Annotated in this window: 16 protein-coding genes; all 16 read left to right on the top strand. The window is 56.3% G+C overall.

The annotated features are described in order from the left end of the window. The first annotated feature begins 2 nt into the window (after window positions 1-2). The 16 genes from tssM (at window position 3) to tssE (ending at window position 16,611) form a co-directional block, all read left to right on the top strand. On the top strand, window positions 3-3,623 hold the full coding sequence (gene tssM / locus AB8818_RS04280) for a type VI secretion system membrane subunit TssM (protein ID WP_371199781.1): 3,621 nt from the start codon (window positions 3-5) through the stop codon (window positions 3,621-3,623). A 16-nt stretch (window positions 3,624-3,639) separates the two neighbouring features. Continuing rightward, window positions 3,640-4,356 carry a type VI secretion system-associated protein TagF gene (tagF, locus tag AB8818_RS04275; RefSeq protein ID WP_116339326.1) on the top strand — a complete coding sequence of 239 codons (717 nt, stop codon included), beginning with the start codon at window positions 3,640-3,642 and terminating at the stop codon, window positions 4,354-4,356. An 11-nt stretch (window positions 4,357-4,367) separates the two neighbouring features. Beyond that, window positions 4,368-5,384: a type VI secretion system protein TssA gene (tssA, locus tag AB8818_RS04270; protein ID WP_371199780.1), complete on the top strand. Its 1,017-nt coding sequence runs from the start codon at window positions 4,368-4,370 to the stop codon at window positions 5,382-5,384. 75 nt (window positions 5,385-5,459) lie between these two features. Further along, on the top strand, window positions 5,460-5,984 hold the full coding sequence (tssB, locus tag AB8818_RS04265; RefSeq protein ID WP_008502644.1) for a type VI secretion system contractile sheath small subunit: 525 nt from the start codon (window positions 5,460-5,462) through the stop codon (window positions 5,982-5,984). 3 nt (window positions 5,985-5,987) lie between these two features. Beyond that, window positions 5,988-7,487, top strand: coding sequence for a type VI secretion system contractile sheath large subunit (tssC, locus tag AB8818_RS04260; RefSeq protein ID WP_014884232.1), 1,500 nt, complete (start codon window positions 5,988-5,990; stop codon window positions 7,485-7,487). Between the two features lie 79 nt (window positions 7,488-7,566). Continuing rightward, the gene (locus AB8818_RS04255; protein ID WP_116339330.1) at window positions 7,567-7,992 is read left to right on the top strand and encodes a Rap1a/Tai family immunity protein; all 426 of its coding nucleotides are present in this window, start codon (window positions 7,567-7,569) and stop codon (window positions 7,990-7,992) included. A gap of 3 nt (window positions 7,993-7,995) precedes the next feature. Further along, window positions 7,996-8,490: a T6SS effector amidase Tae4 family protein gene (locus AB8818_RS04250; protein WP_116339332.1), complete on the top strand. Its 495-nt coding sequence runs from the start codon at window positions 7,996-7,998 to the stop codon at window positions 8,488-8,490. A gap of 14 nt (window positions 8,491-8,504) precedes the next feature. Next, the gene (locus AB8818_RS04245; RefSeq protein ID WP_370552285.1) at window positions 8,505-8,924 is read left to right on the top strand and encodes a T6SS amidase immunity protein Tai4 family protein; all 420 of its coding nucleotides are present in this window, start codon (window positions 8,505-8,507) and stop codon (window positions 8,922-8,924) included. A 180-nt stretch (window positions 8,925-9,104) separates the two neighbouring features. Beyond that, a complete protein-coding gene (locus AB8818_RS04240; protein WP_008502640.1) occupies window positions 9,105-9,587 on the top strand; it encodes a type VI secretion system tube protein Hcp in 483 nt (160 codons plus the stop codon). A 595-nt stretch (window positions 9,588-10,182) separates the two neighbouring features. Beyond that, the gene (locus AB8818_RS04235) at window positions 10,183-11,172 is read left to right on the top strand and encodes a hypothetical protein (RefSeq protein WP_192984497.1); all 990 of its coding nucleotides are present in this window, start codon (window positions 10,183-10,185) and stop codon (window positions 11,170-11,172) included. Next, on the top strand, window positions 11,166-11,582 hold the full coding sequence (locus AB8818_RS04230) for a hypothetical protein (RefSeq protein ID WP_116339338.1): 417 nt from the start codon (window positions 11,166-11,168) through the stop codon (window positions 11,580-11,582). The genes AB8818_RS04235 and AB8818_RS04230 overlap by 7 nt, the downstream gene beginning before the upstream one ends. Before the next feature lie 87 nt (window positions 11,583-11,669). Continuing rightward, on the top strand, window positions 11,670-13,430 hold the full coding sequence (gene tagH / locus AB8818_RS04225) for a type VI secretion system-associated FHA domain protein TagH (protein ID WP_192984494.1): 1,761 nt from the start codon (window positions 11,670-11,672) through the stop codon (window positions 13,428-13,430). Further along, complete coding sequence (locus AB8818_RS04220; RefSeq protein ID WP_023336024.1) at window positions 13,427-14,224, top strand: PP2C family serine/threonine-protein phosphatase; 798 nt, start codon at window positions 13,427-13,429, stop codon at window positions 14,222-14,224. Before tagH ends, AB8818_RS04220 begins: the two co-directional genes overlap by 4 nt. Window positions 14,225-14,240: 16 nt before the next feature. Beyond that, window positions 14,241-15,233: a hypothetical protein gene (locus tag AB8818_RS04215; RefSeq protein ID WP_192984491.1), complete on the top strand. Its 993-nt coding sequence runs from the start codon at window positions 14,241-14,243 to the stop codon at window positions 15,231-15,233. A 9-nt stretch (window positions 15,234-15,242) separates the two neighbouring features. Then, window positions 15,243-16,055: a type VI secretion system accessory protein TagJ gene (locus AB8818_RS04210; RefSeq protein WP_166711492.1), complete on the top strand. Its 813-nt coding sequence runs from the start codon at window positions 15,243-15,245 to the stop codon at window positions 16,053-16,055. Further along, a complete protein-coding gene (tssE, locus tag AB8818_RS04205; RefSeq protein WP_116339346.1) occupies window positions 16,048-16,611 on the top strand; it encodes a type VI secretion system baseplate subunit TssE in 564 nt (187 codons plus the stop codon). Before AB8818_RS04210 ends, tssE begins: the two co-directional genes overlap by 8 nt. Window positions 16,612-16,613: the final 2 nt, after the last annotated feature.

Genomic DNA, 16,613 nt, shown 5'->3' with positions numbered 1-16,613 from the left:
GAATGCTGACGACTCTTCTTTCCATACTGACTAACCGCATTCTGTGGAGCTTCCTCGGCGTCACGGCGCTGGCGGCGGTGATCTGGATGATAGGTCCGCTGTTGTCCATCGTGGACACCCGACCGCTCGAATCCGAGCAGAACCGCATCATCAGTATTGCCGTGGTCTACCTGCTGTGGGCGCAGGGCCATATTCTGCCGCGTCTTTATAACGCCTGGCTGAACCGCAAGCTGATGGACAAGCTCAACGAGAACACCACCAGCCCGGAGGCGGCGGATCCGCAGCAGCGCCTGAACAGCGAGGAGCAGATCCTCGCCAGCCGTTTTGATGAAGCCGCGCAGATGCTGAAAAAAGCGCACTTCAGCAAAGCGGGACAGGGTGCCCAGTGGACGCAGCGCTTCAGCACGCAATATCTCTACCAGCTGCCGTGGTACGTCATTATCGGCGCGCCGGGTTCCGGTAAAACCACGGCGCTGGTTAATTCCGGGCTGCAGTTCCCGCTGGCCGACCGCTTCGGTAAAACCGCGCTGCGGGGCATCGGCGGCACGCGCAACTGCGACTGGTGGTTCACCAACGAGGCCGTGCTGCTGGATACCGCGGGTCGCTATACCACTCAGGAAAGCGAACAGGTGCAGGACGCCGGTGAATGGCTGCAGTTCATGGGGCTACTGCGCAAGTACCGTCGCCGCCAGCCGATCAACGGCGTCATCGTCACGATCAGCATTTCGGACCTGCTGACCCAGTCCGCCGAGGCGTCCCGCCAGCAGGCGGTGAATCTGCGCCAGCGTCTGTCCGAGCTGCATGAACAGCTGGGTATCCGTTTCCCGGTGTACGTGATGGTGACCAAGGCCGACCTGCTTAAAGGCTTCCGCGCGTGGTTTGCCGACTACGACAAAGCGCAGCGAGACCAGATCTGGGGCTTCACGCTGCCGTGGGAGCAAACCAAACACGCCGATTACGACCTGATGGGTAACTTCCAGCAGGAGTTTTCTCTGCTGCAGCAGCGCCTTGATGCCGGGCTGCCGGAAACCATGCTCAAAGAGCATGATGCGAAAACCCGTGCCGAAGCGTATCTCTTCCCACAGGAGTTCGCCGCGCTGCGTCCACTGCTGGCGGATTACCTCAGCACGGTCTTCGCCCGCTCCAACTTCGAAACCGAGTTCTCGCCGCGCGGGATCTACTTCGCCAGCGGTACCCAGGAAGGCATGCCGTTCGACCGCGTAATGGGCGAACTGAACCGCGCGCTCTCCCTGCCGGAAGGGGGAGAGAACGATAACTGGGATTCGGTAAGCAAAGAAGCGCCTATCCCCGGCGCGAAGGGCCAGAGCTTCTTCATCAAGAACCTGCTGCAAAACGTCATCTTCCAGGAAGCCGGGATTGCCGGCGAAAACCGCTGGTGGGAACTGCGCAACCGGGCAGTGATCTGGTCCGGCTACGCGGCGCTGCTGGCCCTTCTGGCGATCCTCGGCGGGCTGTGGCTGACCAGCTATGCAAAAAACAAGGCCTATCTGGAAGAGGTGGATGCGAAGGTGCCGCTGCTGGACCAGCAGAGCAAAGCGTTGCAGAACCGGCCGCAGCGTGACCTGTTCGATCTGCTCCCGCTGCTGAATGGCCTGGTGGACCTGCCGAAAAGCGACGCGTTTGATGTCAACGATCCGCCAGTTTCCCGCCGCATGGGGCTTTACCGTGGGGATGACGTCAGCGATGCCTCTCAGTCCCTGTACCAGAAGGCGCTGGATCAGCTGCTGTTGCCCGCCGTTGCTATGCACATCACCACCTGGCTGCGCAACGACAACGGCAGCGACGTGGAGTACAGCTACGAGGCGCTGAAAGCCTATCAGATGCTGTATCAGCCGAAACACTACGACGGCAAATTCCTGCATTCGTGGGTGATGCTCAACCTGCAGCGTAATCTGCCGCAAAACGTCACGAAGGCGCAGCTGCAGCAGCTCGAATGGCATCTCACCCAACTGCTGGAGCCGAAAATTCAGGCCTCGCCGTACGCTCAGGACGAATCCCTGGTGGCGCGCGAAAGGGCTTTGATCAACCAGCAGCCACTTTCAACCCGCGTTTACGGTCGCCTGAAGCGCCTGCTGGAACATGACGAAAACCTCAAGCCGGTCTCCCTTTCCGATCTGGGCGGCCCGCAGAGCGAGCTGGTGTTTTCCCGCAAAAGCGGCAAGCCGGTAAGCGAAGGCGTGCCGGGGCTCTATACGCCGGACGGTTACTGGAAAAGCTTTAACAGCCAGATTGACAGCGTAACCACCGCCCTGCATGAGGACGACGCCTGGGTGCTGGGTGCCGCAAGCGCGCAGGAAGATAAACAGCAGATCGATAACGCCGTGCGCCAGCTCTACATGCGCGACTTTATCGCGAACTGGGATCGCTTTCTCGCCGACATTCAGCTTAATAACAGCGCCGATCTCTCCCAGCGCATCAACACCGCGCGCCTGCTCTCTGGCGCAAACTCGCCCCTGCGTCGTCTGGTGCAGAACCTGAGCCAGGTGCTGACGCTCTCCCGCGATACCCCGGCGCCGGAAGATGCCGGTAAAGCGCAGGCGCAGAGCAACCGCGCCACCCGCACGCTGGAAGCGCTGTTCAGCAATAATGACAATGCCCCGACGCAGGCCGCCGCGATTACTCAGGCGCCGGAGCAGCTGGTGACCGACCACTATGCGCCGATGATTGAGCTGGCGCAGCCGCTGGAGAAAGGCGGGAAGACGATTGTATTTGATGATTTTCTCAAGCAGGTGGATGAGCTTTATCGTTACCTGACCGCGGTTCAGGATGCGGCCAACAGCGGTATGCCAGCACCCGGCGGCGAGGCGATCAGCCGTCTGCAGGCCAGCGCCGGTCGTTTACCGGGCGGACTGCAAACCATGTTCAGCAACATGGCGGTGGGGGCCAGCAGCGATACCCAGCGCCGCGACCTGGAAAACGTGCGTAAGCGGATTAACGTTGAAGTCGGCGGGTTCTGCCGTCAGGCAATCGCCGGCCGCTACCCGCTGGTGCGCAGCGCCAGCACCGAGGTCACCCCGGACGATCTTGCCCGCATGTTTGCCCCCGGTACCGGGCTGATGGATACCTTCTTTCGCGATAACCTGACCAGCAAAGTCGATACCACGCAGGCAAACTGGCGCTTTATGCCGGGCATCGACGGTAAAACCCTGCCGGGCAGCGAGGGGCTGCTGAGACCGTTCCAGCAGGCCCAGTCGATTCGCGACGCTTTCTTTGCTAACGGCGCCACCACGCCATCTTTCAAGGTAACGGTACGCACCGTGAGAATGGATAACACCATTCTGAACCTGACGCTGGACGTCGACGGCCAGCTCCTGCGCTACAGCCACGGCCCGCAGGCCGTGCAGATCATGAACTGGCCGGGGCCGGGCGGCACCAATCAGGTACGCATGCAGCTGGGGCTGGCTAACGGCAGCACGGCGACGCTGGTAACCAACGGTTCCTGGGCGCTCAACCGCTTTTTCGACAAAGCGAGCACCAGCCCTGGCGCGGGTAGCCTGAGCCGTCAGGCTACCTTCAACGTCGACGGACATCAGGTCACGCTGGAGTTTGCGCCAAACAGCATTCGCAACCCGTTCCAGCTTCCCCGTTTTTCATGCCCATAACCGCAAGGACAGCCGTATGACGAATACCCCTGCGATGAACCGCTACAGCTGGTATGGCAAATTACCCAGCGCCGGAGATTTCCTGCAGCGTCGCTTTCCTGACACCTTACAACGCCAGTGGTCGCACTGGTTTCAGGTTGGCCTGCTCGCCTGGCAGCAGGAAGAGCAGCGCGGTGGCGAACGCCAGTTCACCAAAGCACCGGTCTGGAATTTCGTCGTCCCGCCGATGCTGGGCAGCCAGATGATCCAGATGGGCTGCCTGCTGCCCGGCCGCGACAGCGTTGGCCGACAGTACCCGGTTTGCATTCAGCTGAGCTTTGCCCCGTCAGAGTGGTCGACCAGCCTGCTCAGCCAGGCGGAGAGCTGGTATCAGCAGATTGGTCGTCTGGGGCTGCACGCGGTGCGCAACAGTTTTTCCGCCTCGCAGCTGGATGAGATGCTGATGTCCATTCCGGCGCCGCAGCCCGTCGAGCCGCAAAAGCGTTCCGACATCCTTGATGTGATTGGCTATGACGAGGACGGCCAGAGCACGCTGGGCTGGCCGCAGGCGGCAGAGTGTTTTGACCCGCTGCGTCAGACCAGCTACTGGTGGACCAACCGCTGCGACGGTTACCCGCTCTACACCCACGTTCACAGCGGTAACTTTACCGGGCAGCTTTTCACCCTGCTGTTCGACCCGGCAGGAGGCGCCCGTCCGGGCCGTCACGGTCTCTATCCGCCCATGTTTGAATAAGCAGGGATCTCATGAATATCGAAGAATTTCTCGCGCCAATAAGCCCCGAAAAGCCCTGCGGCGAAAACCTGGAGTACGACGCCGACTTCCAGATCATGAATCAGGCAAGTCTTGGGAAAGCGGAACAGCAGTTTGGCGACACCATTATCCCGGCAGAGCCTGCTGACTGGAACACGGTTGAAAAATTCGCCACCAGCCTGCTGACCCGCACCAAAGATCTTCGCGTGATGCTGGCGTTAACCCATGCCTGGACCCGCCGCCGCGGGCTTGCGGGCTACGCGGACGGATTAATGCTGGTGCAGGAGGCGATCGCGCGCTACTGGGAGCCGCTCTACCCGCTGCTGGAAGAGTATGGCGAAACCGACCCGTTCTACCGCATTAACGCCCTGGCCGGGCTGGGCGATAAATCCGACCTCACCGTCGCGGTACGCAACGCCTCGCTGCTGCGTTCTAACGGCGATGAAATTTCGCTGCGTGACGCCCAGGCGCTGCTGGACGGCAGCAAGACGGAATGTCCGGACTATCCCGGCGGCCGTCCGCGGCTGATTGACGAGCTGGCCCGCGGCGACCAGCCGGGAACCGCAGCGGTTATCGTCATTAACGAACGGCTGCTTGCCATCCGTGAGCTGCTCACCGGGCATCTCGGTGAAAGCGGCCTGCCGGAGATGGAGCAGTTGCTGAAAACCGTGGGGCTGGTCGCCAGCGCGTGTCAGGTGACCGACATCAGCAAGCTGCTGCCGAACCGTGAAGCGCAGGCAGAGCCACAGGCTGAACAGCAATCGGCGGTAACGCAGCCGATTCAGCAGGTGACCGACTGGCGCAGCGTGCAGGTCACCAGCCGCGCCGACGCGCAGCTGATGCTGGAAAAAGCGAAGCAGTATTTTGCGCAGTACGAACCGAGCCACCCCGCACCGCTGATGATTGAACGGGTGCAGCGGCTGTCAGAACTTAACTTCATGGACATTATTCGCGACCTGGCGCCAGACGGCGTTAACCAACTGGAAAACATCTTTGGACGCCGCGAATAACGCGTCCAGGCATTATGACGACAGGCATGGAGCCTGCCGTTTCACCTTCACCGCGCATCTTTGATGGAGAACATCATGGCAATGAGTAACAGTGGGCAGAAATTCATCGCACGTAACCGTGCCCCCCGCGTGCAGATCGAGTACGACGTAGAGATCTACGGTGCAGAACGTAAGATTCAGCTGCCGTTTGTGATGGGCGTCATGGCCGATCTGGTCGGCAAACCGGTTGAAAATCTGCCGGCCGTCGACGAGCGTAAATTCCTCGAAATCGACATCGACAACTTTGACGAACGCATGAAGGCGCTGAAGCCGCGCGTGGCGTTCCAGGTGGATAACACCCTGACTGGCGAAGGTAAGCTCAACGTGGATCTGACCTTCGACAGCATGGACGACTTCCTGCCGGATGCGGTGGCCCGCAAGGTTGAGCCGCTGAACAAGCTGCTGGAAGCGCGTACCCAGCTCTCTAACCTGCTGACCTATATGGACGGCAAAAACGGTGCGGAAGAGCTGATCGCTAAAATTCTGCAGGATCCGACGCTGCTCAAATCCCTGAGCCAGTTGCCGAAAAATGACGAAAGCGCGAAAGGTAGCGAGGAATAATCGATGAGCAACCAGACTCAACAACACGAGCAGCAGGCGGGTCAGGCGTTCAGCCAGGATGAGTTCAGCGCGCTGCTGAACAAAGAGTTCCGCCCGAAAACCGATCAGGCCCGTTCCGCCGTAGAAAGCGCGGTCAAAACCCTGGCGCAGCAGGCGCTGGAAAATACCGTTACCTTCTCGAACGACACCTATCGCACCATTCAGAACCTGATTGCCGGTATCGACGAGCAGCTGTCGCAGCAGGTGAACCAGATTATTCACCACGAAGAGTTTCAGAAGCTGGAGAGCGCCTGGCGCGGCCTGAGCTATCTGGTGAACAACACTGAAACTGACGAGATGCTGAAGATCCGCTTTATGAGCATCTCCAAGCAGGAGCTGGGCCGCACCCTGAAGCGCTTCAAGGGCGTGGGCTGGGACCAGAGCCCGATCTTCAAGAAAATCTACGAGCAGGAGTACGGTCAGTTCGGCGGTGAGCCGTTTGGCTGCATCGTGGGCGACTACTACTTCGACCACAGCCCGCAGGACGTGGAGCTGCTGGGCGAAATGGCGCGCATCGGCTCTGCGGCGCACTGTCCGTTTATCACCGGTACTGCACCGGGTGTGATGCAGATGGAGTCCTGGCAGGAGCTGGCTAACCCGCGCGACCTGACCAAGATCTTCCAGAACACCGAATACGCGGCCTGGCGTTCACTGCGTGAATCCGAAGATGCCCGCTATCTGGGCCTGGTGATGCCGCGCTTCCTGTCGCGCCTGCCGTACGGCATTCGCACCAACCCGGTCGACAGCTTTGACTTTGAAGAGCAAACCGACGGCGCGAACCACAACAGCTACTCCTGGGCGAACGCCGCCTATGCGATGGCGGCTAACATCAACCGCTCCTTCAAAGAGTACGGCTGGTGCACCTCGATTCGTGGCGTGGAGTCCGGCGGGGCGGTGGAAAACCTGCCGTGCCACACCTTCCCGAGCGATGACGGCGGCGTGGACATGAAGTGCCCGACCGAGATTGCCATCAGCGACCGTCGTGAAGCCGAGCTGGCGAAAAACGGCTTTATGCCGCTGGTTCACCGTAAAAACTCCGACTTTGCCGCCTTCATCGGCGCGCAGTCTCTGCAGAAACCGGCCGAGTACCACGACCCGGATGCCACCGCCAACGCGCGCCTGGCGTCTCGTCTGCCGTACCTGTTTGCCTGCTGCCGCTTTGCCCACTACCTCAAGTGCATCGTGCGCGACAAAATCGGCTCCTTCCGCGAGCGCGAAGAGATGGAGCGCTGGCTGAACGACTGGGTGATGAACTATGTCGACGGTGACCCGGCTAACTCCTCCCAGGAGACCAAGTCACGCAAGCCGCTGGCGGCTGCGGAAGTGCAGGTGCAGGAGATTGAAGACAACCCAGGCTACTACGCCGCGAAGTTCTTCCTGCGTCCGCACTACCAGCTGGAAGGTCTGACCGTTTCTCTGCGTCTGGTATCTAAGCTGCCGTCGCTGAAGACGAAAGACGCGTGATGATGGTTACCGGCCCGATGGGGCCGGTTAGCCAAAAGCCATATTTCAGTTAATAATTGTCAGTGAATAAGGATATCCGGTGATAAAAAATCTATTAATCGCTACCAGTTTGCTGGCAGTTTCAGTACTGGCAAGTGCGCAAACAGAAAAATATACCTATCCTCAAGCGGAAGCATTGCCGCAGGATGACACATCAAACATGCTGCGCGATCCGGCTCTATTAACCGGGTATGATTTAAACCTTACCGCAGAGCGGTTTGCTAATGCCTGGCTTTCAAAAACCAATGAACGTGAACGCATTAAGGCAAATATGTATCTTCTGGGGGTTGTGGATGCCTCCGAGGGAACCGTCTGGTGCAAAGGAAAGCCTTTTTTACCCAATACCCTTCATGAGTTTCTTTACCCGCGTTTCGCTAAATTGACTGCAGAGCAAAAAGAAGAGCGCGCGTCGAAAATTATCACCGATGGCATGAAAGAATTACGCCCTTGCAAAAAAGGAGAGTAATAAATGAGACCATTATACGAACAGCTGAAACGTCAACATTACTCTTCAAATCAAGTTCGTGCGGGCTTTACCTCTGGCGAACAGCTTTTCGCAGAAATTGGCTACGACTATTCAACGATTATCAAACAGCAACCTGCATACGAAAATACGTGTGCGGTCAGGATGAGTTTGGCTTTGTTGAAATGTAATGTTGAATTTACTGGGCGTCTCCCCATCAAGTCAGGGCCCTATAAGGGAAAAACAATTGAGCCGGGTGCAAAATTGCTCGCCGATCAGCTCTTTAAATCTCACGTTTTTGGGAAAGCAGAAATCTATACCGATCGTCAGGCTGGTGCACGGTCAATGCTCGGCAGAAAAGGTGTAGTTTTCTTTAATAAAATAGATGGTTACGGTGGAGGTCATATCGACCTCATCGAGCCCCTAAGTAATAATTCGTTTATATGTAACTCCGATTGTTTTCCTTACTGTAAGGAAATCTGGTTTTGGGAATTAAAGTAATATCACTAATGAATTTGAAGAGAGCATTTATTCTGCTCGCATTTTTAACATTTTCGGCTCTTGGCGATAACACTCAATTTGATTTTTACCAGCAGCAAACATACCGGCAGGGAGTAAAAGATTTAGTTCTGGCGCGTTGCCTTGCGCAGGTGGCCGATAAAGGCAGCCAGTTTTCTGCTGATGCGGCCCGCAGTGCGAGTGCTTTCATTGAGTGGATACCTTTTGATGCCGAAAATGGCACTGATAAAGTGGATGCCCTCATTGGAAAATATAAAAATCAAATTAATGGTTTTCATTCGGAGCGAAAACCCGATGTAAAAGGCGTAACCTTAAACTGTCTACGTCTTTATCATAGTGACGAACTTAATAAACTTGTTCCTCAATTAATCATCGGAAATCCTGACCGCACCTGGATTCAGGATAATCCACAATAGTAAAAGACTTCACATTCTTTCCGTTCATTCAGAGGGAATGTAAGACTGTCAAATGACACGGGTCATTTGATGTGAGGCAGAGGTAAAATATGGACGGTTTTATTCAGCCCCATGCTTTCCTGTTTGCCATATAAGTGCTTTTTCGAAAGCAATATTGTTCATCCACGAAGAGTAGATATTATGGCTATTGATATGTTTCTGAAGGTCGAGGGTGTTACGGGCGAATCTAAAGATTCTAACCACACCGGCTGGACTGATATTACCTCCTTCTCCTGGGGCGCTTCCCAGCCTGGTAATATGAGCGTTGGCGGTGGCGGCGGTGCCGGTAAAGTCAACTTTAACGACCTGCACGTTAACGCGCTGATCGACAAATCCACCACCGCTATCCTGAAACACTGCGCCAGCGGTAAACACCTGACCAAAGTTGAGCTGTCCGTATGTAAAGCGGGTGGCCAGCAGGTGGAATATTCCCGCATTACGCTGGAAGATGTGCTGGTGACTTCCGTTCAGTACACTGGTGCAGACAACGGCGATACCGTTGGTGTGACCTACGCATTCCAGGCTGCGAAAGTGAAACAGCAGTACTGGGAGCAGACCACGTCTGGTGGTAAAGGTGCTGAAAGCAGCGCTGGCTGGAATATCAAAGAAAACAAAGAAGCATAATTGCGTATGTGGCCGGGGTTTTTTCCCCGGTCATTACGATTGGTTCACTACTCGGTGTATAATAGCGGTGGAAAGAGCGTTAACTGTTATATCCATTGTATTATCATGTAGCGCATGCATATCCCATCCTGCTCAGTTTCAAAGTTTAACTGTTAAGCTGGAAAAAAATGCCCCCTGTTTTGGATTTTTGGATGACACGAGGCCAGGTGAAACTGTTTTAGTTTACGAACCTTCAATATCTCGACAGGTAGGTAATGAATGGGAAGCTATATATTCCCCACAAATTTTTCATTCCAGCCGCATTCTAAAGTCTGAGGATTGTCTTCGCTGGGATAACGTTGACTGGCAGCCAGGAAAGTATGATGTGGTATTAAAGTTGAGAAATCATAATGCCGCTCTTAGGTACGCGACTCGCTTTGTGCTCAGTGCGAATGCTAAAGGTGAACTATCGCTGACTAAAATAGAATAGAAGAGTTTCCAAATGTTGGCTCTTTTTTTAGAAAAGCGTCAACATTTGGGTGCTGCTTAACTTCATTTTTATTTAAATGTTTGTGCTTATTTGTAAGCGTTTCGGTGAAAATCAGAGGGAATGAATATGGCTGGTCAATCATTAGTTAATCCGGGATATTGCATTGTTCAGCAACCCGGAACTCTGGATTTCCAGGCAAGGCTCTTATTCAACAATCCAAACAGTGATGCTGCACGTTATTTCATGCAGGTTAATAGTGATATGCAGTGGTCAAAACCTGGACAGATGTTGATTCTTGATGCGCCGGGAAGTAATAATGCTGTGCAACTTAAGCAGTTACAGCTTGCAAAAAATAAAGTCAATGGTGCTCTGGCCGATCTTAACTCTGGAGAAGCGAATTTTTTTAATCACCATTTTAGTACCATAGCCGCAGTCACTAATTTTATGGATAAGTCCCTTGGAGTTGTTGCTGACGCAGGTGAAAAATATTTCAGTGAAATAGAAAAAAAACTTAAATCCATTGAGTTGGCATACCAGAATCAGTACAGGGCACAAGGGACATTGATAAGCCAGCAGTTTTTTGTTGAGCGTCAGCGCCTCTTTTCTGAGTTGGATGGTTTATTAAATAAATTGTCCAGGCTGACGTTAAAGATGAAACCCTATAACGAACTGAAGCATGCATTAGGGTTGTCAAGCAGATCAATTGTACATGAATGGAGCACAGCGGGTGTCGCTTCTATTCGTGGTTATTCAACTTATGTCGATAATGCCTCTAAAGCCGCTCGTTTTCTTAAAGCCGGGGGATGGCTTGCAATAGGTTTTGCCGGTGCAAATACAACCAATGAAGTTTACAATGCATGTACCACGGGACGAGAGCAAAGTTGTACTAAAGTTGCTGTGAAAAAATACAGCAGCTTTGGTGCAAGTCTTGCAGGAGGGATTTACGGTGGCAAATACGGGGCCATGGCAGGTGCCGGTGTATGCGTTGCGCTTGGTGTCGCGACGGGTGGTGTAGGTTTGCTCGCCTGTTCCATTGTCGGGGCGGCAGCAGGTGGATACGTTGGTGGCGAGATAGCGGGCGGAGCGACTGAGTATATGATGGATAAAATATGGTGAATATTGAAAATTTACTATTATTCCTTATCGTGGCTTTATTGCTGATTGTGATAGTTATGGATCTATTCAGTTCTCGTTACTTCAAAAAACACGAGGCTGATTATAATCAGTTACTTTCTGACTACCGGCGAAAAGGATATGACCTGGATCTTGTTACCGACTACGCTTCTTTTTTTGGTTCGTTGGCAAATTATCAAAAAATAATCTGGTTTGTTCGCCTTTATAAAGGCGTAAAAATGAAGTTCACTCGTGAAAGGCTTGTTCAGGAAGAGGCTTATAAATACGTACAATCGTTACCGGAAGAAAGAATTGGCTGGATACTAAAGTTACATCGTCGTTATAAATTACAGGCGTTAATATTCACTCTATGGCTCATTGTTGGATTATATTTTATAACCTTCATTAAATAGTTTTTGATATTCACTTTCTCAAACGCCGCCGTTCTCGCCCCGAGAGCGGCAGCGTTTGAGCGCTAATCATACCAGCAGGAATACGCCATGCGATTCACGATTATTTCTACGAAACCCGGTCATCAGCCGCCGCAGAGCAGCTGTGATTTTTACGCCCCGGGCGGCACCATTGGGCGCGGTACGGATAACAATCTGGTATTGCCGGACAATGACCGCACCATCTCGCGTCTGCAGGCCATTGTCCACGTTGATGCCCAGGGCGAATGCCGCGTCACCAACCGTGGCAGTGTCACCCGCGTGGTATTAAATGACATTCCGCTGGAGCGGGGGCGTCAGGTTGAACTCCAGGATGGCGACATTCTCGGTATTGATGACTACCGCATTGAAGTTACTGAGCTTATCCACGATACGCAGCCGGTAAGCCGTATGGCGGCAAGCATGCAGCAGCCGCCACGTCCGACAGCCGCGCCAACTGCACCCGCAGCGCAAGCGAAGCCTGCTAACCCTGCGCCACGCGGTAAATCGGAACCGACCGCCGTGCCGTCGGAAATCTGGGACAGCCTGATGCAGGAGTTCTCCATCTCCGACAGCATCTCCAGCAACCGCGCAAAACCTCAGCCTGCGACATCGCATGATCCGTTCTCTCAGCCTGCGGCCCCGGAGCGTAATGCCGAAGATCCGCTCGCGATGTTCAACGACAGCGATCCATCGCTTGAGCGTAAGAACGTCGACCCGGACACGCTGTTCAGCGACGAAGCGCTGTTCAAAAAAGAGAGCATTTTTGACGACGTGACGCCTTCCACGCTGGTGCCGCCGGTTGAGGGGCAACCCACCGCTAAAGAAGAAGCGTCGGACGAGCTCGACCCGCTGGCGCTGTTTGGTGGAAAGGCCAGCGCGCCAGCCGCGCGCAATGATGACCCGCTCGGGCTGATGGGCGGGGCGCCGTTAACCCATCCGGATGACATTGCTGACGACAAGCCAGCACCAGCGCCTGAATCAGAGCAGGAAGAGGATGTGCTGGCAGAATCTCCGCTGTTCGCTCCTGAGCCGCAGGAAACAGCGCGTGAAGAAGAGCCGGCGCGGCCGGATTACGCGGGCTTCACCATGCCAACACCGCAGGCCGTTGCGCGCAGCAGCGCTCAGGCACCGAAGGGGCGTCTGCGCATCGACCCGGTCAACAACGCGGCAACCCCAACCGCCACCGCGAATAACGGCGAGAAGGGCGAAGTGCTGCAGGGCGAACTGCTGCAGGCGCTGCTCGAAGGCATGGGCCTGAGCGAAATGCAGCCCGTTCCGCAGTTTGACCGTGAAAATATGCGTCAGCTGGGGCAGATTCTGGGCATGTTCTCGCAGGGCACCGTGGCGCTGCTCTCCTCGCGCTCTATCCTCAAGCGCGGCGTGAAAGCCGATATGACCATGGTGCTGGACGATGCCAACAACCCGTTCAAGCTGTTGCCGACCGGAAAAACCGTACTGATCCAGATGTTTGGCACGCCGATGCCGGGCTTTATGCCGCCGACCAAATCCGTGCGCGACGCGCTGATCGACCTTCAGGCGCACCAGCTGGGGATGATCTCCGGTATTCGCGCCATCATCGCTGCGATGCTGCAGTCCTTTAACCCGGAACAGCTGGAGGAGCAGGCGAAGCAGAACGGCATGACCTCTCGCCTGGCGCTGCCGGGCAGCCGCAAAGCCGCCCTGTGGGACTATTTTGTTCGCAGCTATGGCGAGACGGCGGGCGAGATCGAGGATGACTTCCACACCCTGTTCGGCGAAGCCTTCCTTCATGCGTATGACATGGAGGTGAATCAGTACAAAGACTCACAGAGCGGATCGGAAGACAAATGAATATCGCAACCGCTTCTCTCTCCCGCCAGGGGACGCGCGCCAGCAACCAGGATCAGACGGGAGAAACCATAGGGGAACGCTCGGCCTGCTTTGTCGTCTGTGACGGCATCGCGGGGCTGCCGGGCGGTGAGGTCGCCGCGGAACTGGCCCGCAACAGCATTATCTCCCGCTTCGATGGCGACAAGCACCTGAACGCGCAGCATATCCGAGATTACGTACAGACGGCGAACCGCACCATTCTGAGCGAACAGCAGGCCGTTCAGGACTATCGCCGGATGGGCACGACGCTGGTCAGCCTGTTCATTGACCGGGACTACGGGCTGGCGTACTGGGCGCATGCCGGCGATAGCCGCCTGTACCTGTTTCGCCGGGGATGGCTGTGGCACGTGACCACCGACCACAGCCTGGTGCAGCAGATGAAGGATGCCGGGCATCAGACGGACGATCTCAACAGCAACCTGCTTTATCTGGCGCTGGGGATTGAAAACGGCGGGCCGGAGGCGAGCTACAGCGACGTGGTGCAGGTGGAAGACGGCGATGCCTTTTTACTCTGCACCGACGGGTTCTGGCACGGCGTCAGTGAAGAGCAAATGAAGCAGTCGCTGCACATGGTCAATACGCCGCAGGAGTGGCTGACCTTAATGAACCAAATCATTCAAAAGAATGGCGAACAGGAAGGGAATGCTCAGGATAACTATACTGCCCTGGCGGTATGGATGGGCAATCCTCAGGACACTACTTTGCTGCACACCCTCTCTGACGCAGCACAATTTCTTCCCTGCGGAACTGATTAGACACACAAGGAACGATATGAAACTTTGGCTATCGGGTTTGGCACTTCTGGCGGTGACCTCCACCGCGCAGGCTGAGAATTTCCGCATCGTGCAGTCTCCTGCGCAGAAGCTGGATATCTGGATCGACAACATCAAAGACAACACGCCGCAGAGCTGGTGTAAGCCTGAGGTGGCGCTGCGTATCGTGGCGAACGGCAAGAAAGACGTCTCGGTGCTGGAAAACTTTGTGCCGCGCCTTGGCTCGCTGCTGGAGCACCAGTGCAGCAAAGTGAATAAGCTGAACTGGACGCTCAACGATCCGGAGGGGACGACGCTGGCGCAGGGTTCGGCCGCCAAAGCGCAGGAGTGGGCGCTGGTGGTGAAACAGCAGCAGGCTGCGCCTGCCGTCACCACGGCCACGTCCAGCGGCGCGTTACTGCCACCGGATCAGAACGTTGCTGCCCATACGGTTGCCGCGGACCGCACGCCGTGGCAGGAATTTACCCTGCAGGACGGCTGCCACCTGCGCACCTTCTGGGAAGGGGGCGCGTCCGCACCGGCGCTCTTTATCCCGGATTCTGACACCACCCGCTGCGGTAACGGCAGCTGGCTGAGTGGTCACACCGTTGTCTCTCAGTCCCGCAACGGCGGACAGAAAGAGATGGCGGTGACGTACATTCACGGCTTCCCGGTGATGGGGCTGAATCAGAGCGCCGATCCGGAAAACGCGCTGATCACCTCCGTTAACAAAGAGCGCATGGTATTCAGCACCCCGAACAGCGATCAGAGCTGGATGATCCTGCCTTACGATAGCGCCCTGAACAGCTGGAAGAGCAACGGCACGGTGGCGGTGGAGATTTCCCGTGAGATCGCCAGCGACGATGCAAAGCTGCAGGCGCGTATTGCGGCGGTGAAGAAAACCTGGAGCGCCTGGGTCGCACCGGGCACGCCGCTGAATATCGTTCTGATTGATACCCTGCGCCCTCAGCTGCGCGATCCGGCAGTGGGCGCCTGGCGCGCGGCGAATTAAGGAATGGCTATGAATACGCTCTATCAACACCTGGCGGGTGAAACGCTCAACGACGCGCTGGCGCGCCTCGAAGCAGAGATCAAAGCCCGTCCGGCAGATGCCGACCTCCGCGCCGCGTTCGTGCAGTTTTTAACCCTCAGCGGCAACTGGACGCGTGCGCTGACCCAGCTGAAAAGCTGGCTGGCGCTGAAGCCGCAGGCGAAGCCGACCGTCACGCTGCTGGAGCAATCCATTCAGGGCGAGCTGCAGCGCGCGCAGGTGATGGCGGGGCAGGCGCGTCCGGCCATGCCTGAAACCCAGTGGACTTGGCTGACCACCCTGGCTATGGCGCTTAGCGAGGAGGGCGAGCGCGCCCGGGCGCTGCGTCTGGAGGCCCTCGATCGGGCTGAGGCTGCCGCCGGCCAGATTATCCTCGAAAACGAGGAGACGCAGGCGTTCGAGTGGCTGATGGATGGCGACGCCCGCCTCGGCCCGGTCTGCGAAACCATCGTGAACGGCCGTTATTTCTGGCTGCCGTTTAGCGCTATCGCGGAGATCCGTTTCCAGGCGCCTGCCAGCGTGACCGATCTTGTCTGGCGTCATGCGCTGGTGCGCCTGACCGACGGTACGGAGCAGGTGTGTCAGATCCCGGCGCGTTATCCTTTTGCTGCCGATGCCACTGATGCGGTCAAACTGGGCCGTACTACTGAATGGCGGCCTCTCGACGAAGACGGCACCCTCTACGAAGGGATGGGCCAGAAAGCCTGGCTCAGCGAGCAAAGCGAAAGCCCGCTGCTGTCGTTAAGCCTCGTGACGTTTGCGACGGATGGAGCCGATGAGTAATCCTGCTGGCGAAGGCGATCTGCTGCGCAGCGGCTGGCAAGCCCGCAGCAGGCAGGAGAAGGTGGGGGCGCGCGACAAAATGCAGCCCTCGCTGCTGGATCGTCTCACCGATAACGACCCGGAAAAAAAACGCGAACCGGCCAACAGCAATCTGATCACCCACGCCGCCCTGCGCCGCAACGTGCTGCGGGATCTGCAGTGGTTGTTTAACACCATCAACCACGATGCTTCCGGCGATTTGAGCGCCTTGCCGCACGTGAGCCGCTCGGTGATTAACTTTGGCGTCGCACCGCTCGCCGGGAAAAGAATGTCGGATATCGAATGGCACGATATTCAGCGCAAGCTTACCGAGGCCATCATCAATTTTGAACCGCGCATTTTGCCGCAGGGGCTGCAGGTCCGCTGCGTGTCGGATACCTCCTCGCTGGATCTGCACAACGTGCTCTCCATCGAGATCAAAGGGCGTTTATGGTGCGTGCCGTACCCGCTGGAGTTTCTGTTTCGCACCGATGTCGATCTGGAAAACGGCCATTTTGAACTGAAAGACGCGGGGTAATC

This window comes from Enterobacter sp. KB-280D8 (genome assembly GCF_041399405.1).
GTDB lineage: Bacteria > Pseudomonadota > Gammaproteobacteria > Enterobacterales > Enterobacteriaceae > Enterobacter > Enterobacter cloacae_N.
The sequence above is the reverse complement of the archived record's forward strand: the minus strand, read 5'-3'. Positions and strand labels throughout refer to the sequence as shown.

What these genes read in the sequence shown, in the direction of transcription:
- AB8818_RS04250 (WP_116339332.1), top strand. Translation starts at nt 7,996, where the DNA reads ATGAGACCATTATACGAACAGCTGAAACGTCAACATTACTCTTCAAAT.
- AB8818_RS04240 (WP_008502640.1), top strand. Translation starts at nt 9,105, where the DNA reads ATGGCTATTGATATGTTTCTGAAGGTCGAGGGTGTTACGGGCGAATCT.
- tssM (WP_371199781.1), top strand. Translation starts at nt 3, where the DNA reads ATGCTGACGACTCTTCTTTCCATACTGACTAACCGCATTCTGTGGAGC.
- tssC (WP_014884232.1), top strand. Translation starts at nt 5,988, where the DNA reads ATGAGCAACCAGACTCAACAACACGAGCAGCAGGCGGGTCAGGCGTTC.
- tagF (WP_116339326.1), top strand. Translation starts at nt 3,640, where the DNA reads ATGACGAATACCCCTGCGATGAACCGCTACAGCTGGTATGGCAAATTA.
- AB8818_RS04215 (WP_192984491.1), top strand. Translation starts at nt 14,241, where the DNA reads ATGAAACTTTGGCTATCGGGTTTGGCACTTCTGGCGGTGACCTCCACC.
- AB8818_RS04210 (WP_166711492.1), top strand. Translation starts at nt 15,243, where the DNA reads ATGAATACGCTCTATCAACACCTGGCGGGTGAAACGCTCAACGACGCG.
- tssE (WP_116339346.1), top strand. Translation starts at nt 16,048, where the DNA reads ATGAGTAATCCTGCTGGCGAAGGCGATCTGCTGCGCAGCGGCTGGCAA.
- AB8818_RS04230 (WP_116339338.1), top strand. Translation starts at nt 11,166, where the DNA reads ATGGTGAATATTGAAAATTTACTATTATTCCTTATCGTGGCTTTATTG.
- tagH (WP_192984494.1), top strand. Translation starts at nt 11,670, where the DNA reads ATGCGATTCACGATTATTTCTACGAAACCCGGTCATCAGCCGCCGCAG.
- AB8818_RS04235 (WP_192984497.1), top strand. Translation starts at nt 10,183, where the DNA reads ATGGCTGGTCAATCATTAGTTAATCCGGGATATTGCATTGTTCAGCAA.
- tssA (WP_371199780.1), top strand. Translation starts at nt 4,368, where the DNA reads ATGAATATCGAAGAATTTCTCGCGCCAATAAGCCCCGAAAAGCCCTGC.
- tssB (WP_008502644.1), top strand. Translation starts at nt 5,460, where the DNA reads ATGGCAATGAGTAACAGTGGGCAGAAATTCATCGCACGTAACCGTGCC.
- AB8818_RS04220 (WP_023336024.1), top strand. Translation starts at nt 13,427, where the DNA reads ATGAATATCGCAACCGCTTCTCTCTCCCGCCAGGGGACGCGCGCCAGC.